The organism is Bradyrhizobium sp. WSM471, from assembly GCF_000244915.1.
Classification (GTDB): Bacteria; Pseudomonadota; Alphaproteobacteria; order Rhizobiales; family Xanthobacteraceae; genus Bradyrhizobium.
Genome location: NZ_CM001442.1, coordinates 1,425,668 through 1,451,029, shown reverse-complemented (window position 1 = coordinate 1,451,029; position 25,362 = coordinate 1,425,668). Strand labels below are relative to the sequence as shown.

Annotated in this window: 17 protein-coding genes, 1 pseudogene and 1 riboswitch; of the genes and pseudogenes, 5 read left to right on the top strand and 13 right to left on the bottom strand. The window is 58.6% G+C overall.

The genetic code is table 11. The features are described 5' to 3' along the window. Positions 1-47 precede the first annotated feature (47 nt). From nifK to BRA471DRAFT_RS40145, 4 genes are all read right to left on the bottom strand, one after another. Positions 48-1,607, bottom strand: a complete 1,560-nt coding sequence (nifK, locus tag BRA471DRAFT_RS06580) for a nitrogenase molybdenum-iron protein subunit beta (protein WP_007605602.1) — start codon at positions 1,605-1,607, stop codon at positions 48-50. An 80-nt stretch (positions 1,608-1,687) separates the two neighbouring features. Then, a complete protein-coding gene (gene nifD, locus BRA471DRAFT_RS06575; protein ID WP_007605597.1) occupies positions 1,688-3,190 on the bottom strand; it encodes a nitrogenase molybdenum-iron protein alpha chain in 1,503 nt (500 codons plus the stop codon). Between the two features lie 1,619 nt (positions 3,191-4,809). Continuing rightward, positions 4,810-5,163 carry a hypothetical protein gene (locus BRA471DRAFT_RS37940; RefSeq protein ID WP_157233983.1) on the bottom strand — a complete coding sequence of 118 codons (354 nt, stop codon included), beginning with the start codon at positions 5,161-5,163 and terminating at the stop codon, positions 4,810-4,812. Between the two features lie 637 nt (positions 5,164-5,800). After that, on the bottom strand, positions 5,801-5,905 hold the full coding sequence (locus BRA471DRAFT_RS40145; RefSeq protein WP_371258301.1) for a hypothetical protein: 105 nt from the start codon (positions 5,903-5,905) through the stop codon (positions 5,801-5,803). Positions 5,906-8,076: 2,171 nt separating this feature from the next. Here BRA471DRAFT_RS40145 and BRA471DRAFT_RS40140 point away from each other — a divergent pair. Further along, a pseudogene (locus BRA471DRAFT_RS40140) lies at positions 8,077-8,214 on the top strand (hypothetical protein); the annotation flags it as partial. 400 nt (positions 8,215-8,614) lie between these two features. Continuing rightward, on the top strand, positions 8,615-9,682 hold the full coding sequence (locus BRA471DRAFT_RS06555; protein ID WP_007605594.1) for a cytochrome-c peroxidase: 1,068 nt from the start codon (positions 8,615-8,617) through the stop codon (positions 9,680-9,682). An 819-nt stretch (positions 9,683-10,501) separates the two neighbouring features. On the opposite strand, the gene metE is transcribed toward BRA471DRAFT_RS06555, so the two are convergent. From metE to BRA471DRAFT_RS06540, 3 genes are all read right to left on the bottom strand, one after another. Continuing rightward, complete coding sequence (gene metE / locus BRA471DRAFT_RS06550; protein WP_007605592.1) at positions 10,502-12,817, bottom strand: 5-methyltetrahydropteroyltriglutamate--homocysteine S-methyltransferase; 2,316 nt, start codon at positions 12,815-12,817, stop codon at positions 10,502-10,504. A 98-nt stretch (positions 12,818-12,915) separates the two neighbouring features. Beyond that, a riboswitch (cobalamin riboswitch) is annotated at positions 12,916-13,116 on the bottom strand. A gap of 788 nt (positions 13,117-13,904) precedes the next feature. After that, positions 13,905-14,108, bottom strand: coding sequence for a 4Fe-4S binding protein (locus BRA471DRAFT_RS36220; protein ID WP_007600001.1), 204 nt, complete (start codon positions 14,106-14,108; stop codon positions 13,905-13,907). Between the two features lie 580 nt (positions 14,109-14,688). Continuing rightward, positions 14,689-15,903 carry an EAL domain-containing protein gene (locus BRA471DRAFT_RS06540; RefSeq protein WP_007605590.1) on the bottom strand — a complete coding sequence of 405 codons (1,215 nt, stop codon included), beginning with the start codon at positions 15,901-15,903 and terminating at the stop codon, positions 14,689-14,691. A gap of 617 nt (positions 15,904-16,520) precedes the next feature. Between BRA471DRAFT_RS06540 and BRA471DRAFT_RS06535 the strand changes: the two genes are divergently transcribed. Further along, the gene (locus BRA471DRAFT_RS06535) at positions 16,521-16,979 is read left to right on the top strand and encodes a GNAT family N-acetyltransferase (RefSeq protein ID WP_231171040.1); all 459 of its coding nucleotides are present in this window, start codon (positions 16,521-16,523) and stop codon (positions 16,977-16,979) included. 229 nt (positions 16,980-17,208) lie between these two features. Here the strand turns inward: BRA471DRAFT_RS06535 and BRA471DRAFT_RS36215 are convergent, their stop codons facing one another. The 6 genes from BRA471DRAFT_RS36215 to BRA471DRAFT_RS06505 all read right to left on the bottom strand — a co-directional run bounded on the left by BRA471DRAFT_RS36215 (position 17,209) and on the right by BRA471DRAFT_RS06505 (position 23,206). Further along, positions 17,209-18,237, bottom strand: coding sequence for an SMP-30/gluconolactonase/LRE family protein (locus tag BRA471DRAFT_RS36215; RefSeq protein WP_341850296.1), 1,029 nt, complete (start codon positions 18,235-18,237; stop codon positions 17,209-17,211). Between the two features lie 167 nt (positions 18,238-18,404). Further along, a complete protein-coding gene (locus BRA471DRAFT_RS06525) occupies positions 18,405-19,232 on the bottom strand; it encodes a citryl-CoA lyase (protein WP_007605586.1) in 828 nt (275 codons plus the stop codon). Positions 19,233-19,287: 55 nt separating this feature from the next. Further along, complete coding sequence (locus BRA471DRAFT_RS06520) at positions 19,288-20,553, bottom strand: CaiB/BaiF CoA-transferase family protein (RefSeq protein ID WP_007605584.1); 1,266 nt, start codon at positions 20,551-20,553, stop codon at positions 19,288-19,290. Positions 20,554-20,603: 50 nt separating this feature from the next. Continuing rightward, complete coding sequence (locus BRA471DRAFT_RS06515; protein WP_245266044.1) at positions 20,604-21,605, bottom strand: ABC transporter substrate-binding protein; 1,002 nt, start codon at positions 21,603-21,605, stop codon at positions 20,604-20,606. A 52-nt stretch (positions 21,606-21,657) separates the two neighbouring features. Continuing rightward, a complete protein-coding gene (locus tag BRA471DRAFT_RS06510; RefSeq protein ID WP_007605581.1) occupies positions 21,658-22,431 on the bottom strand; it encodes an ABC transporter permease in 774 nt (257 codons plus the stop codon). Beyond that, entirely contained in the window at positions 22,415-23,206 is a 792-nt protein-coding gene (locus tag BRA471DRAFT_RS06505; protein WP_007605580.1) for an ABC transporter ATP-binding protein, read from the bottom strand. Before BRA471DRAFT_RS06505 ends, BRA471DRAFT_RS06510 begins: the two co-directional genes overlap by 17 nt. 163 nt (positions 23,207-23,369) lie before the next feature. On the opposite strand from BRA471DRAFT_RS06505, the gene BRA471DRAFT_RS06500 reads away from it, so the two are divergent. Beyond that, complete coding sequence (locus tag BRA471DRAFT_RS06500; RefSeq protein WP_007605579.1) at positions 23,370-24,059, top strand: IclR family transcriptional regulator; 690 nt, start codon at positions 23,370-23,372, stop codon at positions 24,057-24,059. Between the two features lie 428 nt (positions 24,060-24,487). Continuing rightward, the gene (locus tag BRA471DRAFT_RS06495; protein WP_007605578.1) at positions 24,488-25,351 is read left to right on the top strand and encodes a tyrosine-type recombinase/integrase; all 864 of its coding nucleotides are present in this window, start codon (positions 24,488-24,490) and stop codon (positions 25,349-25,351) included. The last annotated feature ends 11 nt before the right edge of the window (positions 25,352-25,362 follow it).

Below are 25,362 nucleotides of genomic sequence, written 5' to 3'. Positions count from 1 at the left end.
CGCCGCAGCGCCGCTGTTTCTGCGGACGATGAGGCGGGGAGCTCGCCTTAGCGTATGATGTCGAAGCTGTAGTCTGTCTTGCCAACCGAGCTGGTCTTTCGATCGATCTCATCAAAGATCTTGTCGAGAATCTTGACCAGCACATTCATGCTCCCCTGATAGCCCCACACTGGATAACGATGGTGATGATGGCGATCGAAGATGGGAAAGCCGATGCGGATTAGCGGCGTTCCGGTGTCACGCTCGAGATACTTGCCGTAGGTGTTACCGATCAGGAAATCGACCGGCTCTGTGAACAGGAGCGATCGCATGTGCCAGAGATCCTTGCCTGGGAAGGCGCGGCAGTTTTTACCGAAGGGCGAGCTCGCGAACAGCGCCTGCATCTTCAGCTCCCACGCCTTACTCGCGTTCGTCGACAGCACGTGGATCGGCTCAGCGCCGAGCTCCAGCAAGAATGCGGCCAGGCCATAGCAGAGGTCTGGATCGCCGTAGATCGCGAACTTCTTGCCGTGAACATGCGCGCTGGAGTCAGCCATTGCGTCTACCAGACGCCCACGCTCCTGCTCCAGTGCATTTGGAATTGCCTTGTTGGTGATACGCGACAGTGTCATCAGGAAATCGTCCGTGGCGCTGATGCCCAGCGGGTGATTGAAAGCGACGACCTCCTGATCGTGCCCTTTGATGAAGGACAACGTCTTCTCCGTGCAATATTGCTGCATGGAAATGGTTGCCTTGGCGTGGACAGCGTTCGCGGCATCCTTTAGTGTAGTGCCCCCATCATACATGCGGAACTCGCCGTCCGTGGGGGTATCGAACACGTCACTGTTATCCGCGAGGATGGTGTAGCCGATCCCCATCAGCTCGAAGATGCGCTTTATCTCACGGATGTTTCCGACAGTGTAGCCGTCGAAGCCACCGATGAAGTTGATCGTGTTGTTCGCTTTACGCTCGAGTTTTGGGCCCGTGCCGGCTTTGCCATCCCAGAAATGCTCGAGGATGCCCTTGAGCGTATTGTCGTAGCCAGTAACGTGGCTGCCGACGAACGCAGGAGTGTGAGCGAATGGTACGTCGTAGTCCGCTGGGACTGCACCTTTTTCCTTTGATGTTTTGATGAAGGCATTGAGGTCGTCGCCGATGACTTCCGCCATGCAGGTCGTGGCGACCGCGATCATCTTCGGCTTGTACATGCTATAGCTGTTGGCAAGCCCGTCCGTAAGATTGTTAAGCCCCCCGAACACGGCCGCGTCTTCCGTCATGGACGAGGAGACGCACGAGGTCGGCTCCTTGAAGTGCCGTGACAGATGGCTGCGATAATACGCGACGCAGCCCTGTGAGCCGTGGACGAACGGCAGTGTGCGCTCGAACCCGAGGGCGGCGAACACCGCACCCAGCGGCTGGCAAGCCTTCGCCGGATTAACGGTTAGCGCCTCGCGGGCGAAGTTCTTCTCGCGGTACTCGGACGTCTTGGACCATTCTTTGATGCGATCGACTTCGGCGGGATCATGCGGATTCTCAAATAGCGCCTTCTTCTTGGCCAGCATCTGCTGGTATTCGTCTCCCCGGAAAAGCTCGGCGTGGTCGAGTATGTATTCGGCGTTCTGTGTCATCATAGCACTCTTTGGGTTCTTGCGTTCGTTCTCCTGCCCTTCCCCTCCTCTGCGGAAAGAAACGGCCCGGGGTCGGCCTCCTATTCCGCGGCCATGAGGCTCGGCTGCGGAGCGTCCTTCCAAGGTGCCGTGGTCTTCCCCCAGATCGGGGAGTTAATCGCCATGTCCATGTCGCGGGCGAAGATCGCGAAGCCGTCATAGCCGTGGTAAGGACCCGAGTAGTCCCAGGAATGCATTTGGCGGAACGGCACACCCATTTTTTGGAAGACGTATTTTTCCTTGATACCGGAGCCGACCAGGTCTGGCCGGATCTTTTCGACGAAGCGCTCGAATTCGTAGCCGGTGACATCGTCGTAGATCAGCGTGCCATCTTTGACGTAGTGCTGGGCGGTGCGTTGGTAGTCATCGTTATGCCCGAACTCATAGCCCGTGCCGACAACATCCATGCCGAGGTCCTCATAGGCGCCGATGACGTGGCGAGGACGTAAGCCGCCGACGAACAGCATTACCGTCTTGCCTTCAAGCCTCGGCCGGTATTTCGCGATCACAGCATCGACAAGCGGTTGATATTTCGCGATGACGCGTTCGGCGCCTTGCTTGATCTTGTCATCGAAGAAGCTTGCAATTTTTCGCAGCGACTCCGCTATTTTGGAGGGACCGAAGAAGTTGTACTCGCACCAGGGAATCCCGAATTTTTCCTCCATGTGCCGTGAGATGTAGTTCATCGAGCGATAGCAATGCAGTATGTTGAGCTTTGCCTTCGGCGTCGCCTCCAATTCAGCGAGAGATCCATCCCCGGACCACTGGGCGATGACGCGTAGGCCCATTTCTTCCAGCAGGATTCGTGACGACCATGCGTCGCCGCCGATGTTGTAGTCGCCGATGATCGCAACATCATATGGCGTCGGCTCAAATTTAGGGCTGGTCTCTGGGGCGCTCTTGTCAAAGATCCAATCCCGAACGGCGTCGTTCGCGATGTGATGGCCGAGCGACTGCGACACGCCACGGAAGCCCTCGCACCGCACAGGCACGATGGTTTTGCCGCCATATTCCTTCGATTTTTCTCGGGAGACCGCCTCGATATCGTCACCGATCAAGCCAATCGGACATTCGGACTGAATGGTGATGCCCCTGTTGAGAGGAAATAGCTCCTGGAGCTCATCGATGAGTTTCGTGACCTTTTTATCGCCGCCGAACACGATGTCCTTCTCCTGAAAATCGGAGGTGAACTGCAGTGTCACGAACGTGTCGATGCCGGTCGTCCCGACGTAGTAGTTGCGCCGCGAGCCCCACGAGTACTGACCGCAGCCGACCGGACCGTGGCTGATGTGGATCATGTCCTTGATGGGTCCCCAGACCACGCCCTTGGAGCCCGCATAGGCGCAGCCGCGGATGGTCATCACGCCGGGAATGGACTTGATATTCGACTTGACGCCACAATCCGACTTCCCCGCCTCGTGAACACTGAGATGCTTGGCGCGCCTTTTGGCGGTCTTCTCGGGGTAGACCGTCAACACCTCATCGATTAGCTGCTTGTTGCGCGCCTTGATCTCTGCAACGCTTTGGGTAGGTGCTCGGCTCATACAGGTTTCCTTTTCGATTGTGGTCTCAACAAGAAGCGACGCCTTTGCGGTAGACCGACGGATTATCCGATCCGGCGTTCAGGTAAGCGTGCAATCTGCGTGGGCGGTCCTACCGATCGCAACTTCGCGACGTTCATGCCGCAGCGGTAGCTCATCTCGGCTGAGCGGTTAGGAGCGCCATGTGTGACGCTGTCTATCGACGACCATGACGCTTCTCGGTGAAGTCATGCCTGCTCTCCAGCGGTTGGTCATATCGGCTTCTTTATTCACTCGCGTGCGATCACGGGGCATGTCCCTGTGCACGGGATGCAAAGGACTAACAGCCGCCTCCTGCGCAGGGGTCTGCAACGAGTGTGCCAGCGCCGGTCGAATAGAAAAAGCAACGTTTATAGAGCTAGATAGCTGCCGGATGCGGATTGTTATAAACCTGACCCTGTCTGCCACCGACAAGCGTAGCCGCAACGCCCTGTCTGAAACAAAACAATCGGTTACGCTCTCCACCAGCGGCGTGGCTGGAGTCTGGCCGCGCCGACGTCACTCCGATGCGCAGCCTGCTTCGTACGCGCCGATCCAGCGATCGCAAACACCATCCGTTCGAAGCGGTTTCAGCGGGGTTAGATGTGCCCATCGTGCTCGCGATCCAACCCCGAGCAAGAATCGCATCGAGCGCTCCACCACCTGCTGCAGATGTCTCCACAAGAACTCAGTTGCCCAGCAGCAGTCCTCTTCCATTTCCGTGTGGTATCTCGCTCCGGCGTTCTTTTATTTGATACTGCGGAGAGGCGCGCTCGGAGGGGCGAACAGCTGACGCCGTGGAGAGCACGTAAGCTGATCAATTCCCAAGCAGCGCGGTAGCTTAAAATCCGCAAACGGTCACCTTGGGCTTGCCCGGATTCGAATTTGCCGGCTACGACACAGGGCGCTTCCGCATCAAACAATCTGCAGGTTTTTGCGTTCGGCGTAGTTCGACGAAGGGGAAGATCGGATTCTGACGCGTCAGACAGTTTGAGCGGATTCACGGAAAGGCCGGCAGCTTCGCAAGTATCGGCAGTCGAGATAGGGCAGGTCGAATGCGGACCACTGGTCGATTTATCCTTTCTCGTTCCAGGACAGGATCGATTCCTTACGCTTACCTCCGTTGCTTGGTATATCAATCGCCATTGAAACCAGTTTTGCTAACGCGCTCCGCCAGCATTTTTGCAGAACAGCATGCCGAGGGTCCACTTGAACGGTATTTTTCTTGCCTAGGTAATTTATGGTAAAAAGGGCCAAGACCTCGGAGCGAAGTGCTCAGGTGCGGATTTCACGCATTGCAACGTTTGTAAATTGGTGCATCACCACTGTTACGGGATAATAGCGCTTGGGTTCGTGGGACTTGCGCTCAAGGACATACCCATCACGGCGCTGTCGAATGCAAATCCTGAAATTATTCAGGTTGCCATTCTGAGGGTTTATATTTCGTGCTGGGCTTACGGGACCAGCATCGACCCGAAAATCCAGGGTGGAAGCTATGCGGACGACCCACAGGGAGGACGTGTCCGGACCGGATCAATTGCTGCTCTCGCCTTTCTCGCGGTTGTTTCAGTCATTTTGCGTCCTGAATGAGATGGAGGAGAAGTTCACGTTAGAACCGGCCATCGGGCGTGAGCGATCCCGAAAGCCCAGGGGTCGGCGGCGGCGTTCTTCAAGATGATCAGCTTCGGCTTCCGTGACGGACCCTGTTCGTCGATGCCGCGCTTCGCGAGGAGTATGAACGGCTCCACTTCGAAAATCGACGCCGCCAAAGATCGGTTACTTGCCGCATTGAAGCTCGAGGGAGGGACGAAGAAAGTATCGCCCAATCGCTCACCTTGAACATCACCGAGCACCGGCAGTTCGGGATCGGACTCATCGCTGCCATCGTCGCGCTTTCCGCTTTGATCAGCATGTCCGCTGGGCTGGTTGGACTGATCCCACTTGGTACCTTCTCCCAACCATCACCGCCTTCTAGGTTCGGCATCACTACGCCTGGGGCCATCCTGAACGTCGTCATTCGCTTGACCGCGCTCAGCTAAATTGATTCTCCGTGTCAGTGCCGATTGTCCTCGAAATCAGCATTGGACGCCATGTCACGGCATTCGGTACTTGGGCTGGCGAAGACTCCAGCCGGGATCCCGCTCCAACGATGTCTGCCCTCTGGATGGAAGATGCCCGTCGAGCAAGCGGAGATCATCTCCTCCGAATCGATCGCTCTGCCTCGCGCACCTTTCGCTTCTGTAGGGACGAGTTGGCTGCTGCACTAAGCCGCCGCGCCGGTTCACGACCTAGCGTTCGACCCGTTAATCTTCCCTTTTGAGCTTCTCGCGCTCCTGCTGAAGCGCTTCGGTCTCTCGGGCGACTTCGCGTCCTTCCCAGTTGGTCCTGGAAATGCTGGCGGGTCTCGGCGAGAACAGCGGGGGCGAAGGATTCAGTCAGCCGAATCTCGATTGCAGATCGGGCACTGCAGGGTGAGTTCATGAGCGCTTTTGCCGCCGTCGGGTTAGATGTCATGAACCCTCCGTTTCGGCAGCTCTTAGGCCCGAATAAACGTGATCCGGCCCCCTTCGCCACGCTTCCGATGTGGCTTTACCTTTATTTCGACGTCCTGATCGAACGCCGCCAGCATGCGCAGCAGCTTTCCACGGAAACCAACTTGAACTGCCCTCGAAGCAGCTTGGAGATGTTGGGCTGCTTCACGCCGACGAGCTTCGCGGCTTCGGTCTTGAGTGATCTCCCGCTCCGCCATCAACCGCTTCAGTTGTACAATGAGGGCTGCCTTGAGTTGGTACTCGTCGGCGTTCGGGAGGCGGTTGGCCGGCAACTTCTTCTTCGTGCTCATGATCGAGCTGCGTTTATTCCGTGTTGATAGGTTCCGTGTCGCGCTGGCGCTGCCATGCGAGGCCAGATCGTCCCATATGCGGATCGGCGGCCAAAAGAGCTGCTGATCGGACCGCGTGAAGGTCAATTTGAACGCTCTACCGCGCTCGAGTGTCTTCGGAGTTTTGGCTTAACCTGTTGCGCGTGTGCTCGTCTTGGGGAACCGCATATATAGGCCGGGGAGCACATATACGTGTGCTTAAGAGTATGGAGCCTGCGGAATTCAGCGTACGACACGCGTCACTTCCATAGAAGAGATTCTGGCCAATCTGCGAACTCCAACTCGAAGCTACGTAGGCCGGTGGGTTTTGTCGTGAATTTAAGGGTCTTCCCTGAAAGGTCGGCCAATGAACCAGATGCGAATGTGAAAACTGTCGTGCCGGAAGTTGCGACCCCAATGTCTTGCTCGCCTTCCATGCTAGAGAAGTCGGTCGCCTCGGAGAGTTGCCCAAGTGCAACTCCCTCCAGCGCGTGGTGAAATTCCATGGAGGCCAAGTATGTCCTTTTGTCAGCAGCCCACTCGCTGACTGACACTGCTGTGATCCCCGCGTCGGTCAAGAGACCACCTGCGATCCGGCAGCCATATTGAACGGTGAGAATAACCCGCTCATTCCGAACTCCGGCCGGCTCTCGATCGGCGGCAGTGATCGTGCACGCGTACCGCCTAGTTTCCGCAACCGCCCCCATGCCTAGCCCGATCCACTCGAGAGCGGAACATAGTACAAAAGCGAGAGCGGGTCTTATCATTCGACTGCACCTGATCTGAAATATCGTTCCCTGCTCTGTACAATCTGACGCTACGGGCGATTCAAGCTCCTTCGATCGCTCTGCCGGATCAACGTTACTCAGGTGACTGCGGTGTCGCAGAAGCGAGGCGAGCGGTATCCCCCGGCAGTGCCCTTGGATGGGGCCGGAACGATTTCATTATCGGTGCGCAGCGGGCAGAACGTCGGTGAACCAAGGCTATGGGCCGAGCTTTTCAGGTCGGCGGCGGCCATGAGGGGCGCGACGGCCCGCGGCGCCGGAGCGCTACATTCCTGACCCAGGCGCAGGCGCTCTGTGAGCGGACGCTATTTAACGCGGAATGCTCCCGCGGCACAGGTCCCGAAATTTTGCTTCACAATCTCAATGTAAAAGGAAATGTGGCCGAGACGAGCCGTTCAAAGGCAGACTGCCGCTCAAGCAGACGCTCTTCGAGCATCTTACGCTGGAGATCATCTAGCTCGCTTTGAAGCCTTCTGCGACAACGCCAAATGTCATTCCGTACAGATCTGATCTCATTCAAGCGCTCGTCAATCGAAGCCATCACGGATACCGTATCCAACTTAAACCAGCCATGGACGAGTGCTCAATCACGTCCTTCCTCGCTAACACGCCGATAGATCTCAGGACTTGGGCCATCCGCGGACATGATGTCACGATCTCCTCCCAACGTGTCCTCTTGTATCGGCGTCTTTCAACGCAAGAGCACGAAGTAGCGGTTGCTCCTGCAGAAGTTCAGCTTATTTCGCCCTCAGCCCGCAGGATTTCAAAAGCTACCAGCAGCCCGTGAGTGGGCCGACTAGGTAATCCAACCAACACCCGCCGGATCAGGGGTCAGGCCAGTCCCTGTCGAATTGGAGTAGCGATTAATCGGACGGTCGCACCGTCAAACTCTGGGCAGCCGCGCCTTTCAGACTTGAGCACGGCAATTGCCATGCCAGCGAACCTCAGGTGGAATTGAAACAAGCCATGTTCGGTTCTGAGGCTCGTCCTTACAAACGAGCCGGGCTTCGTGGTGACGGCGCGCCAGAGCGGCCTGGATATAAGTCGGAGAGGCTTCAGTCGGCTGGCTCGGCGAAATCGTGAACGATGCGCACCGCCGGGCGCCTCTCAGTGTCTCGCCCAGCTGCGTAGGTCTTGTTACCGCCGTTCCCGCGTGCGGCCGGCAAGCTAGCAAGCGAACCTCACCACAATAGTATCTACGATCACCTCTAGCCGGGCCTGGCGCTTGTGGCATCTGTGACACTGAATGTAGTGATCACACCAAGACATCAGACTTTGTTTGTTCGTCCGGACCCGTTCTACAACTAAATCAGCAACTTGCATCTCGGACGCAACTGGCATCGCAGTTGCTAATTGTCCAATGACACCGTGAGCGCTGAGCCCGGCCAGCGGAGTAAGACGGATACATCGATTTTGCGGGAGGGTATTGGCCACCCAATCGCTTGATGGAGCACCGATGCGTCCACCGGACAGCTTACTGCTTGCGGCACACTTGTTGTTGTCAGATGGACCATCACGCCGAACGTTGAGGCGCTAGGCTGATCAACCAACAGAAAGGCCGCGATCTAAGCTCAAAGCGAACTCGCGAATCACGTAAGCCCCTCAAGCCCGTGCGTGAACGCCGGCGGCCAGCTGCAAAGTCGCACATTTTGATGCAGGCTCGCTTCAGATGATCCGCTGCATGCTGCGCCGGACCGTCGAGGAACGCGTGGCATCGCTTTCGACGGTTTCCTTGTTTAACAATCAGAACTAATGAGGCGGTGTATGAACATGTCAATCTCGGAGCTTCGGCTTGTCGCTGAAGCATCTATTTTAGCTATTGGGCTGCTGATGTCGTCAGGAGCTAACGCCGACGATGATCTGATGAGAAACGCCAAGCAGATCTTCCATCCAATACCCTCGGTCATTCCTGCAGTAAAAGACAATCCGGTGACGCATGGAAAGGTCGAGCTTGGCAAGATGCTGTTCTTCGATCCGCGGCTATCGGCGAGCGGAATCATTAGCTGCAATACGTGCCACAATCTCGGCACCGGCGGAGTCGATGCCGGTCCGACCTCCATTGGTCACGGCTGGAAGGTCGGCCTGCGCCGGGCCCCAACTGTCTACAACGCAGTGTTCAATGCGGCGCAATTTTGGGACGGACGCGCCGCGGACCTCAAGGCGCAAGCCACCGGCCCTGTGCAGGCGAGTGCCGAAATGAATGCGACTCCAGATCATGTGCTCGGTCTCTTGAACTCAATGCCCGGCTATGTCGTCTTGTTCAACAACGCTTTTCCGAACGAAGCGAGACCGGTCACCTTTGAAAATTTTGCGAAGGCGATCGAGGCTTTTGAAGCGACTCTCATTACACCTGGGGCTCCGTTCGACCAGTATCTGGAGGGCAATACACGTGCTCTCGATGATCAGCAGAAGTCAGGGTTGGCACTGTTTATGGCGAAGGGATGTTCCTCTTGCCACAATGGAATCAATCTCGGTGGACAGGCCTACTTCCCGTTCGGCGTGATGAAAAAGCCGGACGCCAGCGTGCTTCCGGACGCCGATAAGGGCCGATTCGCGGTTACCAGGGCGGCTGGCGACGAATATGTCTTCCGCGCGGCGCCATTGCGGAACGTCGCGTTGCGAGCCCCTTACTTCCATTCGGGCCAGGTTTGGAGCCTGAAGCAAGCTGTTGCCCTAATGAGTGACATCCAGCTCGGCGCCAAGCTTAGCGATAGGGAGGAAAACGACATTGTCGCATTTCTGAATTCGCTGACCGGTCGGCTGCCTAAGATCGAATATCCGATACTGCCGACGCGCACCAACACGACACCAAAGCCTTCAATAGACAGATAGCCTTAGCAGCACCGGCCTCATTCCCTGCCGAACAGCAACAGAAGCGCTCCAAGAACCGGGGGTCCCGCAATGACGCCAAAATGAATGATCCCCTGCTGTCACTGATAAGCAGGCACATAAAAAGCCGCCCGGCCTCAATGCGAGGCCGGGCGAAAGTCACGCGGGAGCGACGCTGCTTTCCGCATCGTTCCAGCTTTCGTCGGTAGGGAGGACTACCGGCGATCGACTTACGACGAGGGCATTCGCCGTCAAACAAGGAGAAGCGGATATCGCTCTGCACAACTTAGCGAGCCGCTTGCCTTCCGCTCCTGTCGTAAACTTCAGGACTTGCTCACCACTTGCCAGCTGTCCGGTTGGCACGGGCAGCGCCTTGATGGAGCTGGGATCCATCGCGCAGGCGGTTTAACTGCCGAGCTCTGAAACTCAACCGTCAGTTTGCCGTCACGCGCCAGTATTTTGGCACCGCCGAATACCAGCAAATCTTCCCGAAGACCGCGCGAAGGCGCAAATTAGGTATGAAATTCCGCAAGCGCGGTAAAATAGATTGTTGTGATGGGACGCATCCATGGGATGGATAAATGAAGCGATAGGACCGTGGTTCGCGTCGAGCGTAAGTGACTTGGAATATGTCACCTAATCGGTATGGCCGGCATGCGGTCGTCCGCCGGATTCGAGCTTGTCGCCGCTGTATGCGATCGCCTCCGCCGGGGCAAACCGGCATTCGTAGGCGCTGGACACTTTGGAAGCTCGCAAGGATATCGCGAGCTCCCAAAGCGCGTCATCTTATTCACAGATACGTTGGCGACACGCTCCGTACGATCATGCCTCGGCCCGCAACTCGCGTGCGGCGGCCACCATATTGATGAGCGCGGGACGCACCTCCTCCCATCTTCGAGTTTTCAGTCCGCAGTCGGGATTGATCCAGAGCTGCCGATCCGAAACCCGCTGCCGCGCCAACACAATCAGCTGCTTGATCTCGGCTGCTGCGGGAATGCGCGGTGAATGAATGTCATAGACGCCCGGCCCAATTTCATTAGGATAATTGTAGCTCTTGAAAGCGTCGAGCAATTCCATTTTGGAGCGCGACGCCTCGATTGAAATGACGTCGGCATCCATTGCTGCGATCGCATCGATGATTTCGTTAAACTCGGAATAGCACATGTGCGTATGGATCTGAGTTCCGTCAGCGACAGCGGAGGAGCAAACACGGAAACTGTCCACTGCCCAATCGAGATAGTCCTTCCACTGCGATTTGCGCAGTGGCAATCCCTCCCGCAACGCAGCCTCGTCGATCTGGATCATGGTCGCTCCAGCCGCCTCAAGGTCGATGACCTCGTCTCGGATCGCGAGAGCGATCTGTCGGCATGTCTCGCTCCGCGGGATGTCGTCACGGACAAACGACCAGTTCAGGATCGTCACCGGTCCGGTCAGCATAGCCTTGACGGGTTTTTTGGTCAGAGACTGCGCATGTCGCCACCATTTAACGGTCATGGGCTTCGGGCGGGAGACATCTCCAAACAGGATAGGAGGACGAACGCACCGCGAGCCATAAGACTGAACCCAGCCGTGCTTGGTGAATGCGAAACCCAACAGCTGCTCGCCAAAGTATTGAACCATGTCATTGCGCTCGAACTCACCGTGTACGAGCACGTCCAGGCCGATATCTTCCTGCCAATGCACGGTATGGGCTGTCTCCGCTTTCAGAAGCTGCTCGTACTGCGTGTCATTCAGCGCTCCCCGCGCATGAGCTGCACGCGCATTGCGGACGTCCGCCGTTTGCGGGAAGGATCCGATGGTTGTGGTTGGAAACATCGGCAATGCGAAGGCGACGCGTTGGACGTCGGCGCGCTGGGTGAACGCACTGCGACGGCGACGCATGCTATCGTCGATCGCGGCCATTCGTCCGGCGACGTTCGCACTGTGGATCTTCGGCGATGTTTCGCGGGTGACGGATGCATCCTCTGAGAGCGTGAGTTCATCGGCCACGTCGGCAGCATGGCCAGCCAGCGCTTTGCCCAATATCGAAAGTTCCTTGATCTTCTGCACTGAGAACGCCAACCACGTCTTCAGATTGGGATCGAGATCGATCTCTAGTTCAATATCGGTCGGAACATGAAGCAGCGAGCAGGAGGGGGCAATCTGAACACGGTCCCTGCCCAGTTTTTTGACCATAGGAGCAAGTTGGTCGAGTAGCGCCGGCAGATTAGAGCGCCACACGTTGCGACCATCAACGACACCGAGCGAGACCACTAGATCTCTACCTGCTCTGGCGACAATCGCGTCCAACTGGTCAGGTGCACGAACCAGGTCGACATGAACCCCGGCAACGGGCAAGGCCAATACTGTTTCAAGATTGTCGCCGACAGCCCCGAAGTATGTGGCCAGCATGATTTTAAGCGCCGGCACGGCCTTAGCGAAATGAGCATAGGCCCGGCGGACAGCGGCCCGAGATGCTTCGTCGACGTCCATCACTAGGCATGGCTCGTCGAGCTGAACCCATTCAGCGCCGCGCGAGGCTAGTTCGCGGAGAACATCGACATAGACGGGGAGGAGTCGATCAAGCAGCGACAGCGGATTGAATGCGGGATTTACGCTTTTGCCGAGCTTCAGGAAAGTGACTGGGCCCACTAGGACGGGCCGCGTCTGATAACCGAGGCTTCTTGCCTCCTCATATTCCTCGATCGGCTTCCGAGAGGCATACTTAAAGATCTGATCCTGGTGAAATTCCGGCACCATGTAGTGGTAGTTCGTATCGAACCACTTCGTCATCTCCTGTGCGGCTACGCCGGGCCCATGCTGAGCGTGACCACCGTCTTGAGCGCCACGCGCCATGGTGAAGTAGGTTTTGAGCGACACAGGACCTTCGTTCCAGCCGTAAACGTCGGGAATCGCGCCGACCATTAGGCTGGTATCGAGCACATGGTCGTAGAGCGAGAAGTCATTCGAAGGAATGACGGTCGCACCGCGGGATTTTTGCCGTGCCCAATTAGCGGCACGAAGTCCACTCCCCGCCTCGAGGAGCTCGGCTTCGCTAGATTTTCCCGCCCAGTAGCTCTCGAGCGCGAATTTGAGTTCGCGTCGTGGGCCGATGCGTGACGTCCCCAGTGTGGCAACGGGAAGCGAAAGGATTGACATAGCTTAGACCCCATGTTGGGGCAAAGGCCATGGCGGACGCAGACAGCGAACATCGCGTGAGCGACAACTGCTTGGCGCACACCGGGACGCCCCGCCCGTGGACGATATCTTGTCGAGGCAGGTCTCCTGGCTCACGGGTCGTCGCTGCTGTCCGGCCTTCCCGAAGCCGCATGGCTTCAGTGACTTCGTTGGACAGCGGCTCGCCGCTTACAGTTGCGGGGGCAGCGCCGGCATTGCACCGGCTTCCCTCTTAGCTCCGGATCAAACGAAATCCGGAGACCGCGACGGCTTGGATTATGCGCACGAGGATCGATGCGTCAACCTACCGATTCTCGCTGCGACATTGCCCAAGCGATTACGAGCGCACTAGGCAGGTAAGACGGTCTTGCTCGCGGCCTAGTGAACACGCCCGGATCTGTGGAGGCTCCGCTTTTGAAATGCATTCGCTCCCTGCTCGCGTAACGGTTGAGCTCCACCACCGGAACGAACCCGGGCGGCTTTCGGTATCTGTGTGATCGCGAGGAGGCGACCTTTTCCGTCAGCAGCTTTTCGAACCTGCGCGTCAGGAAGGTGCGATCATCCTCGGCCGGCATCCGTTTGGTCACAGCCCACGAGGCTCCCTAGACATTTCGAAAGCCGGATTGCTCCAGGACCGAACGGATGATCAGGTCGGCTCCTTGGTGTTCGGCGGGCCCGCGACCAGGCACGAGGTCGTCCGCCTCCGTGAGGTTGGCCAAGATGATCTTCTCGGTGCACTAGGTGTTCACGTGCTCAGCGACTTTTGCGCCGGCTTCGATGCGTCCGTGGCCGCTCGACGCCGGGTCTGCCTCGCCTCGACTCGCCGCCAGCGAAGATAGGCCGTAACGCGGCCACTGAGCATCGAGGGCCTTGTCCTTGTTCGTGACAAATTCGACGGTGTCCTCCGACAGAGCCCTTTGAGGGGTTCCTCGGCGTCGCTCAGCGTCTTAAGCTCATAACGATGTTAATCGACCTCGATGCGCCCCATGCGGTCGTGGTCTCCTCAAGGTCCCACATCTACAACTTCGTTCGCGAAATCGAGCGATGAGGCCTTTTGGTCGCGGGCTGCCTATCCTGTCTTGGACGGGACACAGGTGTCAGGGACCGGACAGACCACCGCGCATTGCGGCGTGTCGCAATGGCCCTCGCACTCCGTACATTTTTTGGCATCGATAACGTAAATGTCACGCTTCAGACTGATCGCCGCGTTGGGACACTCGAACTCACATGCGCCACAAACGGTGCATTGCGAAGCGACGATCTTGTAAGCCATGCCTTCCGACTCCTTAGGCGAGCGATGCCATGGGCGATCCCTTTCAAATGCCGTGCCAAACGCAGACGCGCTCAATGTTGGGCAATTTGCCCAATTCGGCTGTCCCGGGTCTGAGACCATGTTGCGTCTGCGACAGCAACAGGTCGCTTCAATTTCAGGCTACGAGCCATCGGGCCCTCTTGCGAGAGTCAGTCGCGACTTGAAGCTGGAAGCGTCCGTCGGTTTGTTTGGCACGTCAGCGCGGGGGCAAGCGAGGCTGACGCTTCCTCCACCGGCGGCGACAAAACCCGCGAACGGACGCAGGTCTAGGTCGGATCTCGGCAAACCTCCGGTCACACACCCCGACTGGAGGTTTGTGCAAGCCTCGCTCATGGCTGCAACGCTAGCTGCGCGGAGGACTCGCTGGAGGCTTGCCAAAACGGGCTTGTGGTATAACAAGCTTCGGAGGGAAATGAAGTGGCGGCGGGACGAGCGACACTGGCCTTGCAGACCGACTGAATTGCACTCAGCCTCATGCCTGGTGCCGAGTAGGCATGGCGGTGCTCGCGAGCGTCGCTTGGCCGCACTCAGCCACTCGCAACTATTTTGGACGAGCTGGAGCAGGGTTGAAAGATGACTGTGCAAATTGCTTCAGTGGCATGGCTTTTCCGAACAGATGGCCCTGCGCAAGGTCGAAGCCGAGTTCGGCCACAGCGATTAGGTCAGCCTGGCTCTCCACACCTTCGGCGACGGTGCGCACATTGTACTCTTTGGCTAGATCGACGATATGGCGGCACACCGTTCGCTTGAGGGGCCCATTCGCGCAGCCGCCGACGAACTGACGATCTACTTTCAATTTCATGAACGGGAATTTTGTCATCCCCATCAGCTGCGGCCAATTGGCACCGACATTGTCGATTGCAAGGCCAATGTTGTGAAAGCGAACCTCACGCGCAACCTCGACCAGGAGATCTAGGTTCTGGATCGCTTCCACGCTCTCGATTTCAATCGTCAAACCGCCGAAAGCGGCGTGCGACGGCATGCGCCGACAGAGATCGCGTACCGCCTGCGGGTCAATCAGGAATGCTGCCGGGAGATTGATGGAGAGATCGATCGAAGTTTGCTGCTCCAGAAGATACTGCCAATCCTTGATCGCGCGGTCGATCACGAACTGCGACAAGTTCCTAAAATGCGGATCGTGAGATTCCGGGATGAAATAGGCCGGTGGAACAACGCCCCAGGTCGGGTGCCGCATTCGCACATGAGCCTCGGCGCCGCGGCGGCTAAGGGTACACGCGTCAAACTTCGGCTCATACCAGAGCTCAAGCCAGCCAGCGTGTAAGGCTTCTCCGACATGGACCGCGGGACGGGGCGCCGGCTCTCTTGGCAAGAGCATGCCGATCCGATCGCGCAACGTCTCGGCTGCAAACGGCGCCCTGAGCGGCGGCAGCATAGCAAGTCCATATTCACTACCGACCTGCTGCACTGCCGCCATGATGATCGACTCGCGCGCTCCGAACGCCAGCACTCGGCCTGCAAATTCTTCGCGTACCAGTATCTCGAGCAATCGTCCAGGCTCGATGCGATCCGAGCCAATGCCGAGCAGGATCAGATCAGGGAACTCCGTGCGGAGTACGTGCGGCAACTCGTCAGCAGTCCTGCATTCGCTGATAACAAACCCCATATCCTCCAGCACATCCCGTAGAAAGGCGCGCAGATGCCGCTTGCCGACGGCCAGGCACGCCCGCGGCCGCACCTTACGTTGCCCGAAGATTACAGGTTTCCCTCCGACCAGTTCGGCCTGCCCATGTTCCATCGCAACCACTCCTGTTCCGTGACGGTGCCTTAAACGAGGAGCGAAGGTCCAAACAAGCTGTGCTTCCCGATATCTTTCGATTGTTCGAGATAAGCTTAAGATAGTGCATTGGTGTGCAAAATCTTTCGCGATCTTGCTCAGACGATTTTATCGGACGCACGCGTATGATACCTGTCGCGCTTCGCGCAAGTACGAGTGACGCACGCGACGTGGGAATCTCTCCTTCGGACGCACCGAGCTGACGCTCTATGGCGCTGCGATCATCGTGGCGCACGATTTGTTGAAGCGAGTAGTTCGTGAGCGACGATCGGCAATCACTCTTACGAATGTTTGATCGGCATGACCGGCGTGTGCCGTGATATGTTTTCCAATCGAAGGCAGTCCATCATGAGTTCGCAGCTGCTCAAGCCGCAGTCGATTCTGAGAACGGCAATGGCTTGCAATTACCTCAGCTCTGTTGCCTATAGCGAGTGTGGACGTGCTGCTTCCTACCGAGCCTGATAGTTGCTCTCAATTGCGTTTTCTGTATCCTCCTGAGCATGAATTTCCCCCAGAGGGCCAGGTCGGGTGTTCGTGTTGGTGCTGAAGGGCAAGGCACGTCCAGCGCGGGCACGGCTTTGCGCAAGAGCGTGCCAGGAGATGAGAACGCGGTCGCAAAAGCGGTCGAAGAGCTACTTTCCGAGTTAGGTGGCCCCGGACCGGAGTTCAGCCTTCAAGGCGCGAAGCAGGCGGCGTTGCGCCTGATTCAGGATCCCGAACAGGGCTTCATTTTTGTCGTTGAGGAACAAGGCACCGGGCAGATTGTAGGGGTAGCTAGCATCTCGGCCGTACAGGCCGTGAGAGCAGCCGGAGCGTACGGCGTGCTTCAGGAGCTATGGATTTCTCGTGACTTCCGGAGCTCTGACTGCGGTCGGCATCTGCTCGAGGCGGTAGATTCGGAGGCGAAGCGACGCGGCTGGCAGATGATTGAGGTTGCGTTGCCTCCGGATGGTTATCCGGCCCTAGAACGGGTACGCCACTTCTACGAGGAGAGGGGATATCGGGTTGGAGGATTGCGCGCGCGCAAGAGGCTCTGACAGTAGTACGACCTCTGCGCCACACACTTGAAGCGCTCTGGGCTAGCGTGCTATCGGTAAAGTCCTTCAAGCAGTAAATCCTGGGCTTGTTCCTTCTCAAAACGAACGCTTCACGCGTGCGTCGCGGCCAAGCATGATCGAGAACCTTGACGCTGATGCGGTGCTGACTCCCACCGCGAGCGGTTACCTCTTCGGCCTTCTTGGCGAGAACGTTCGAAAATATCGGCGATCAATCATTCTGCGTTGTGGGAAGCGATACCGCGACCCGCCCGACCAAAAGGCGACAGGTCGGCGGCGGCCCGTTCCGGGCGGAGCCCGACCCAGCATTACGAATCCTTCTTTTGCGCTTCCCATGCAGTGCGATTACCGGCTCTGGTTTGAGATCACCGCACACAAACGCCATCCATTCGTCACCAATTACATTCTCTCGGCGACTGGCTAGCCAGTCGTCTACCACACTCATTCCTGCAGCTTGGTGCGGCGGACCGGCGCGTGAAAAGATTCCGCACCACCTTGCCACTCCGGCTGGCGAATTTCGAGGAAGGTGAGCGAGATCAGCCATCACACTGATCCGGTAGAAGATTCCGTAATGAGCAATGCGCCGAGTGCCGCGTCCAATACGACATTCGTGCAGCTTCCACCCTGCGCAGGACTGGATGCAAGCGGACCGCTTTCGCCGTTTGGCCCCACCGAAGACGTGGCCGAGGGAATCATGCGCGACAAAGAGCCTCCCTTTTTGATCGACCGTCAGTCCGTCAGGACCGCTCGTCGCGAAGAACCAGCTGAATCGTCCGACTTTCCCCACGCCATCACGCATCAGCGGTACGCGCCAGATGCAATTGTCGCGCGTCATTGCAACGTACATTACGGTCTCGTCCGGACTGAGCACCAGGCCATTCGGGCCCGGGCCATTAGAAATCAAGCAGTCGATCCGGCCGTCAGGGCACAGTCGAAATGCCCGGCCGGTACGATCGTGCAATCCAGTCAGGCCCTGATCGGTGAAATAGATGTCGCGTTTGGTCGCGATATGCAGGTCGTTGCAGCCTCTGAAGGACTCGGAATTGCGGTGGCCCAGCAACGGCCGGATGGTCCCTCTCTGTCGATCGAGCTCCAGGAGACCGTTGATATAGTCGGACACGAGCACCCGGCCGTCCGGAGCAACCTTCAGACGTTCGGCCAGCCGTCGTATTCGATGATCAAAGACCAGACGCCCTCCGGTGAAATCCGGAAATGCGGCCGAAGGGGATCTCGACGACATAGAGATTCCCGGACTGGTCGAACGACGGTCCCTCGATGAAACAATCTACTGGATATGCCCCGCGGTTCGCGTCTGCCCATTCCGAAGAAACACCCGGGCGACGAAACTCCGCCGGCATCGACGAGAACACGCTGGTCTCCATCAGCTTGGGCGGGTTTTCGAGATGCTTATGATGCGCCTTCCAGCCTGCGACGCGGCTGGCCCTCGTATTTGTAGCCGAACTGCTTGGGCATTGGGCCCTTGTTGCGATCGTTGCGCCCAGTTTGCTCCCAGGCGTGAGCCAGGATTCCGACCGCGCGCGACAAGCAGAAGATCCCCCGCGCGAGCGGAGAGGCGAAGCCCAGTTCGCCGTAAATGACCGCCGTCGCGCCATCGATGTTCATCGGAATGAGCATGCTCTTGCGCTGTTGCATCACCCGCTCGATCGCGCGAGCGGCCTTGGCATAATCGCCGCCGACACTGCCCTCGTCAGCTGCGGCATCCACCAGCGCCAATAGCGGGGCCGCGCGCGGGTCGACTGGATGAAACCGGTGGCCGAAGCCCGGCAGATATTTGCTGCGGGTTGCGGTGAAATGGTCGATTGCAGCGCCAGCGGCCTGCTCGATCTCTCGCCCTTGGCGCCGTCGCAGCACATCCTCGTAGAGTTCGATAGCCTGCTCCCCTGCTCCGCCATGCACGTCATCGAGCGTGTTGATTGCCGAGGCCATTGCGCCATTCAGGGGCAGGCCGCAGCTCACCGCCATTTGGGCAATTGCAATGGAGGGCGCGTGCGGACCATGGTCAACGGATCCAACCAGCGCAGCTTGCAGCAGCTGCTCCTGTGCTGGCGTCGGCAGATTGCCACGCAACATCAGCCAGATCATGGCGGGAAAGGAAACGCGGCCTATCAAATCTTCAATTGGATAACCCCGATAGGCGATGCGACCTGGCGCGATATCGCAAATGGAGGTTCGCCACCAACTGGCCGCTTGCTGTCTCAGTTCTTCTTCGCTCATTTCCAGTTCCGTCCTTTCAACCTGCCGATTGCCAACCGACGCAAGCCGTCGGATGTCATGATATCGGTCCGTCCGTGGCTACGCGGACGGGCAGGAAATCAGCCTCTCCTTGCTTTGGCGTCCCGACGGCTCGGCTTGAGACCAGTTGCTCAACCTCCGCATACGAATAGCCGAGCCGCTGCAGCCATCGCTCAGTGTCTGCTCCGAGCGTCGCAGGTGGTGAAGGCACCGAAAACTCCTCATCCAGCCGGAACCCCGGCCGCGTGATTCGTAACGGCTGCGCACCGTCTTGTTCTGGCGCCAAAGTCTCGACGAATCCGCGCTCAAGGACCTGTGGCTGCTGCAACACTTGCGAGACCGTCAGCACACGGCCGGCAGGGACACCAGCCAGATTCATTTGGGCCTCCCATTCCTCAGCGGGCTTGCAACTCAATGCCTTGTTCAACTCCGCGCTCAGCGCAGCGCGGTTGACCTTGCGCATCTCGCGTCCAGCAAAGCGTGGATCCGCCTTCAGGTCCGGTCGGTCGATCAGGTCGCATAGGGCTTGGTACTGCTTCTGCTCGTTGGCGGAAATGTTCAGCGGGCCCGTCGCGGTGCGAAACGTGCCGGAGGGAGCCGCGGTAAAGTTCTCGTTGCCGATGGGCTGCGGCTCGACCCCGGCGTTCAGGTGGTTGGAGACGACCCATCCCATCGCCGCAACGGTGGCCTCGAGCAGGGACACGTCGATGAACCGACCCCGTTGCCTATGCCGCTGGTCGACCAGAGCCGCGGCGATGGCAAACGCAGCAGTCAGTCCCGCAATCGTGTCCGAGATCGGAAAGCCCGTGCGCAGGGGAGCCGAGGTTATATCGCCGGTGACGCTCATCGCTCCGGAAAGACCCTGGACGATCTGGTCATAGGCCGGACGGGCGGACCACGGTCCGCTCTGCCCAAAGCCGGAGATCGCGCAGTAGACCAGACGCGGGTTCAGCCTGACAAGCACATCAAAGCCGAGGCCAAGGCGTTCCATCACCTTCGGCCGGAAGTTTTCGAGCACCACGTCGGCTTCCTTGACCAGTCGCAAGAACACCTCGCGGCCCGCTTCCGATTTCAGGTCCAGTGCAATCGATTGCTTGCCGGCGTTCACGGCGACAAACGAGAGTCCCTGCAGGCGCTCCGCTCTTTGCGGATCCGCGCCGAGGCGCCGCGCCAGGTCGCCGCCGTTCGGATTTTCCACCTTAATGACCTCCGCGCCAAGGCGCGCAAGATGGTAACCGCAGAACGGACCCGCCAACACGTTTGACAGGTCGAGAACGCGGATACCGGTTAGCGGCAGAGACATCTGAAGAGCCTTCTTGTAGGTGATCCGATAGCGAGCGCTTAGTACGCAACTTATTTCAGTTGCTGCGCAGCACGTTCCGCGAATCGATTCGTGAAGGTCTTGATGAGGTCGATCTTTGCGGCTGCGATCTTCGGATCAAAGTCGCCTAGGACAGCGAGCGGGACCTTGGCCGCGTCGATGTCCATCTGACCGGTTGGCGAGAACAGCGCTTTCGACGCGTTCATGATCTCGATGTTCACCTCGCGATTGTCGGTCTTGTATGCAGGAGGCATCGCGTCGACGAGTTGTTCCGTCGACGCCGTGTTGATCCAGCGGTGGGTTTTGAGCAAGGCGTTGACGAGGCGCTGGACCGTTTCTGGATTTTTGTCGATGAAAGTCTGCTGCAGGTAGAGACAGGCGGTCGGATAGATTCCGCCAAAGGCCTGTTTTGAGCCTTCGAGTGTGCGCGCGTCGAACAGCGGCGTCGCACTCTTTTTGCGCGCGAGAAGGGTCGCAATCGGGTCGAAATAGACGAGCGCGTCGATATTCCTGGCCTCGAGCGCCACCATGCCGGGTGCCCCGCTGCCGACCGCGATAATGTTCACGTCGCGCGGACCCAACCCAGATTTCTTGATGTAGTAGCGCGCCATGGTGTCGGTCGATGACCCCGGCGCCGTGATCCCGAGCTTGAGGCCCTTCAGGTCGGCACCGGACTTGACCTTGTCAGCGAGGCCGCTGCGGACACCGAGCAACACGCCGGGAATGTCATTGAGCAGGAACACGCAGGAAATCTGTTTGCCCTGCGCCTGCATCTGAATGGTGTGATCGTAAAAGCCGACTGTCCCGTCCACCGAACCGCCGACCAGCGCCTGCAAAGCCTTCGAACCACCGGCCTGGAAGTTTTCGACGCTCACCTCAAGGCCCTGGTCCTTAAACGAACCGAGCTTCACACCAAGCTCGAGAGGCATATAGTTGAGGATCTGTGATCCCACTGCGATCTTCAATTTTGTCTTCTCCGGCTCGGCGGCATGCGCTGAAATGAGCGGCAATACAGCTGCCGCGATAACCACCATCAGTCTCGGAAAAGCGTGCATGGGAACCTCCGTGAGAATGGGAGCGCTACGATCAAACTTCGTGGGCAGGTGCCGGCCGCCAGACCAGCAGCCGCTTTTCCACCCGGTCGACGATGGCATCGAGCGCGATGACGAAAGCGGAGAGGACGATGATCCCTGCGAAGACACCGGCGGCATCAAGGACGCCCTCGGCCTGCGCAATCAGGTGCCCCAATCCTGCGGACGAACCGAGATATTCGGCGACCACCGCTCCCATCACGGCCATGCCGACAGATACCCGCAGACTCGACAGGATCCACGTGGTGGCGGACGGCAGGTAGACATGGCGCAGCAGGGAGGACTTCGATGCACGTAGCAGGCGCGCATTCGCGAGCACGACCGGATTGACCTCGCGAACGCCCTGAAAGGTGTTGAAAAAAGCGACGAAGAGAACCAGCGTCACGCCCAGCGCGACCTTGGAGGTGAGGCCCAATCCGAACCAGATGACAAAAATGGGCCCCAGCAAGATGCGCGGGATCGCATTGAACATCTTGATGAAGGGCTGAACGACCTCGGCCGCAAACGGGCTTAAGCCCAACCAGATACCAAGCGCCGTGCCGATCCCGATACCAGCCAGGAAAGACAGGACCGTCTCCAGCAGTGTTATGCTGACATCGGTCCAGAAGTCGGCCGTTGACATCCACTCTCCGATCCTTGCGATGAGTGTCGACGGGGCCGGAAAGAAGAACGGGTCGATCAACCCGGCCCGCACGCCCAATTCCCAGATCAGGATCAGCCCAAGCACGATGGCGAACTGCGTGAGAGCGACCTTACCCCTGCGTGGCATAGCTTTTCTCCACTTCGGCGCCGAGCAGCGACCAGATTTCACGGTAAAGCGCGACGAACTCGTCGGTGGTCTGTAGCGCCGAGACGTCGCGGGGACGAGGCAGCGTGATCCTGACATCGCCAACCATGCGGCTCGCGGGACCGGCAGACATCACAACGACGCGGTCCGCCAGCGTGATCGCCTCATCGAGGTCATGGGTGATGAAAACGAGTGAGCGCCGGTCCGCCTGCCATAGCTCGAGCAGGATGCGATGCATGAGGCGGCGCGTGTGAACGTCCAGCGCGGAGAAAGGCTCATCCATCAGGACGATCTTCGGCTCCATGATCAGGGTCTGCGTCATGGCGACCCGCTTGCGCTGGCCGCCGGACAATTGGTGCGGATAGCGCTCCTCGAACCCTTTCAAGCCAACCTTGGCGAGCCAGGGCCGCGCCTGCTCGCGCGCTTTCGCGATCGAGCTTCCCTGAAACACCAGCCCGAGGCCGACATTGTCCTGGGCTGTTTTCCAGGGCAGCAGCCCTTCCTGTTGCAGCATGTAGCCGGACTGACCGTTCAGGCCCCTAAGCGATTTGCCGAAAATGCGAACCTCGCCGGCGGCCGGCTTCAGCAGTCCGGTGACAGTATTGAGAATGGTCGATTTTCCGCAGCCGGTCGGCCCGACCACTGCAACGAATTCGGTTTCGCCGACCTGGAGGTTCATGCTTTTCACGGCGGTGAAGTCGCCAAAGCGAATCATTACGTCGCGCAGGTCGACGGCAAGTGCCGGCTGCCCTTCCATTGTTTCGCTCCGCAGAACCTGTTCTAAGCCTCAAAACAGGTAACTTTTGCTCTATCCGGAGTCAATTGCATTCTGCAACACAGAACGCAGATGAGCATGGGACACTGGACTTTCTATCCATTCTGGATATCTGTTCTGCAGAACAGAACACGAGGCTGTATCAATGGCAAAGACAGGGGTTGATGCGGTCGGGCGCGCCCTGGCGATCCTCAAGGCCTTCGGTCCTGATTGCGCAGCTATGACGCTGACCGAGATTGCCGAGGCGACGGACTTCTACAAGAGCACGGTCCTTCGCCTTGCCGCATCCCTGGAAGCGGACGGATTCCTGGTGCGGGGGACCGACCGCCTATTTCGACCCGGACCGGAGCTATGGCGCCTTGGGGCGCTCTATCAGCGTGGGCTGGACCTCGGTGACCTGATCAGACCCTCGCTCCATCGTCTGGTCGAAGCAACCGGAGAGACCGCATCCTTCTACATCGCGGAGGGCGACGAGCGCATTTGCCTTTATCGCGTTAATTCTCCGCGTTCCGTCCGGCATCACCTCGAAGAAGGACAACGATTGCCGATTGATCGTGGCGCTGCGGGCCGCGTTCTTACCGCTTACCGCGATTTTGCATTAGCTGGTGGAAAGAAGATCAGAGATCGTGGCTTCTACGTCTCGATCGGCGAGCGTGATCCTGAGGTTGCGGCCGCAGCGGTGCCCGTAATCGATGTCTATGGCAAATTGCGGGGCGCGCTCTCAGTCTCCGCCATTCGCACTCGCTTTGATGCAGATGCTCGGAAATCTGCCGTTGACGTGCTGAAGTCCGAGGCTAAAGCGCTGATTGGTTTGCTGCCTGCAACTGAGCGCTGAGCTACAATGGCAGCGTTCTGTTTATAACGCACAGCTCAGCGGGTGCCGCAATGGCCTCTCCTGAGCGTAGCGCGCATTTCTCGCATTGTTGAGGCCTGCAGATCATCCTCGATCTCGACGCCACCCATCCCTACACGGACATCAGGAGGGAGGCTTCTTCAAGGCTATTACGCTGCTCGTGTGATGTGTGCTGGTGCGCGTGTTCTGGAGCCGTCATGGCCTGACGGCCAAGCTGCGGCGCGCCGACATCGATGCAAGCGCGGTTAGGACGTTTCGCGGATTGTGCGGCCTAAAGCCGGATGGGGTTAGACCGAATCGATTTGGGATTGAACGAAGCCGCTGTCTCAGCGTGCGTGGCGAGGTGGCGTAGATCGCCTCCTGGCGGAGAGGATGTGGGTGTTGGAGCCCCCCTCAGACAGGGTATTGAGATGGCCGATTTGAGCCCTCTTCGCCGCCGCATGATCGAGGATATGACAGTCCGCAATCTGTCGCCGGCGACGCAGCGATCCTGCATCAGCGCGGTTTCGAAGTTCAGCCGCTATTTCGGCCGATCGCCTGAGCGGTTGGAGCTGGAAGACGTCCGGGCCTTCCAGGTGCATCTGGTCTCGACCGACATCTCATGGCCGGCGCTGAACCAGATCATCGTCTGTGCGCTACGGTTTTTCTACGGCGTCACGCTCGGCGAGGCGCTCATCCCCGAGCGCATTCCCTATGCGCGAGAGCCCCGCAAGCTGCCGGTCGTTCTCAGCGCCGACGAAGTGGTGCAGTTCCTCGAGGCGGTGTCGAGCCTGAAGAGCCGCGCCGCGCTCACCACCGCCTATGCGGCCGGCCCCAGGGCCTCCGAGGTCGCGGGACTGCGGATCGAAGACATCGACAGCACCCGCGGTGTCATCCAGGTGCGCCACGGCAAAGGCGCGAAGGATCGCAACGTGATGCTGTCGTCCCAACTGCTCGGCATCCTGCGCACCTACTGGCGGCTCGCCCGGCCGCGGCTTTATCTGTTCCCTGGGCGTGACGAAGGTCACCCGATTGATCCGACCGTGTTGCATGCCGCCTGCCGCTCGGCGGTCAAGGCTGCGGGCCTGACCAAGCGCGTCACGCTGCACACGCTGCGCCACAGCTTCGCGACACATCTTCTGGAGAACGGAATCGACATCCGGATCATCCAGGTACTGCTCGGGCACAATAATCCGTCGTCGACGGCGCGCTACACGCAGGTCGCCACCCATACGATCCGGGCGACGCAGAGCCCGCTCGACCGCGTGTCGCTGGAGGTGACGCCACCGGCATGACAACGGCTCCG

Excerpts from the sequence above, each read along its gene's own strand:
- BRA471DRAFT_RS06520 (WP_007605584.1), bottom strand. The coding sequence starts at position 20,553 with ATGTCTCTGCCGCTAACCGGTATCCGCGTTCTCGACCTGTCAAACGTG.
- BRA471DRAFT_RS06515 (WP_245266044.1), bottom strand. The coding sequence starts at position 21,605 with ATGGTGGTTATCGCGGCAGCTGTATTGCCGCTCATTTCAGCGCATGCC.
- BRA471DRAFT_RS06540 (WP_007605590.1), bottom strand. The coding sequence starts at position 15,903 with ATGGAACATGGGCAGGCCGAACTGGTCGGAGGGAAACCTGTAATCTTC.
- BRA471DRAFT_RS06505 (WP_007605580.1), bottom strand. The coding sequence starts at position 23,206 with ATGGAAGGGCAGCCGGCACTTGCCGTCGACCTGCGCGACGTAATGATT.
- BRA471DRAFT_RS06500 (WP_007605579.1), top strand. The coding sequence starts at position 23,370 with ATGGCAAAGACAGGGGTTGATGCGGTCGGGCGCGCCCTGGCGATCCTC.
- BRA471DRAFT_RS06525 (WP_007605586.1), bottom strand. The coding sequence starts at position 19,232 with ATGAGCGAAGAAGAACTGAGACAGCAAGCGGCCAGTTGGTGGCGAACC.
- BRA471DRAFT_RS06555 (WP_007605594.1), top strand. The coding sequence starts at position 8,615 with ATGAACATGTCAATCTCGGAGCTTCGGCTTGTCGCTGAAGCATCTATT.
- nifK (WP_007605602.1), bottom strand. The coding sequence starts at position 1,607 with ATGACACAGAACGCCGAATACATACTCGACCACGCCGAGCTTTTCCGG.
- BRA471DRAFT_RS06495 (WP_007605578.1), top strand. The coding sequence starts at position 24,488 with ATGGCCGATTTGAGCCCTCTTCGCCGCCGCATGATCGAGGATATGACA.
- BRA471DRAFT_RS36215 (WP_341850296.1), bottom strand. The coding sequence starts at position 18,237 with ATGTCGTCGAGATCCCCTTCGGCCGCATTTCCGGATTTCACCGGAGGG.
- BRA471DRAFT_RS36220 (WP_007600001.1), bottom strand. The coding sequence starts at position 14,108 with ATGGCTTACAAGATCGTCGCTTCGCAATGCACCGTTTGTGGCGCATGT.
- metE (WP_007605592.1), bottom strand. The coding sequence starts at position 12,817 with ATGTCAATCCTTTCGCTTCCCGTTGCCACACTGGGGACGTCACGCATC.
- BRA471DRAFT_RS06510 (WP_007605581.1), bottom strand. The coding sequence starts at position 22,431 with ATGCCACGCAGGGGTAAGGTCGCTCTCACGCAGTTCGCCATCGTGCTT.
- nifD (WP_007605597.1), bottom strand. The coding sequence starts at position 3,190 with ATGAGCCGAGCACCTACCCAAAGCGTTGCAGAGATCAAGGCGCGCAAC.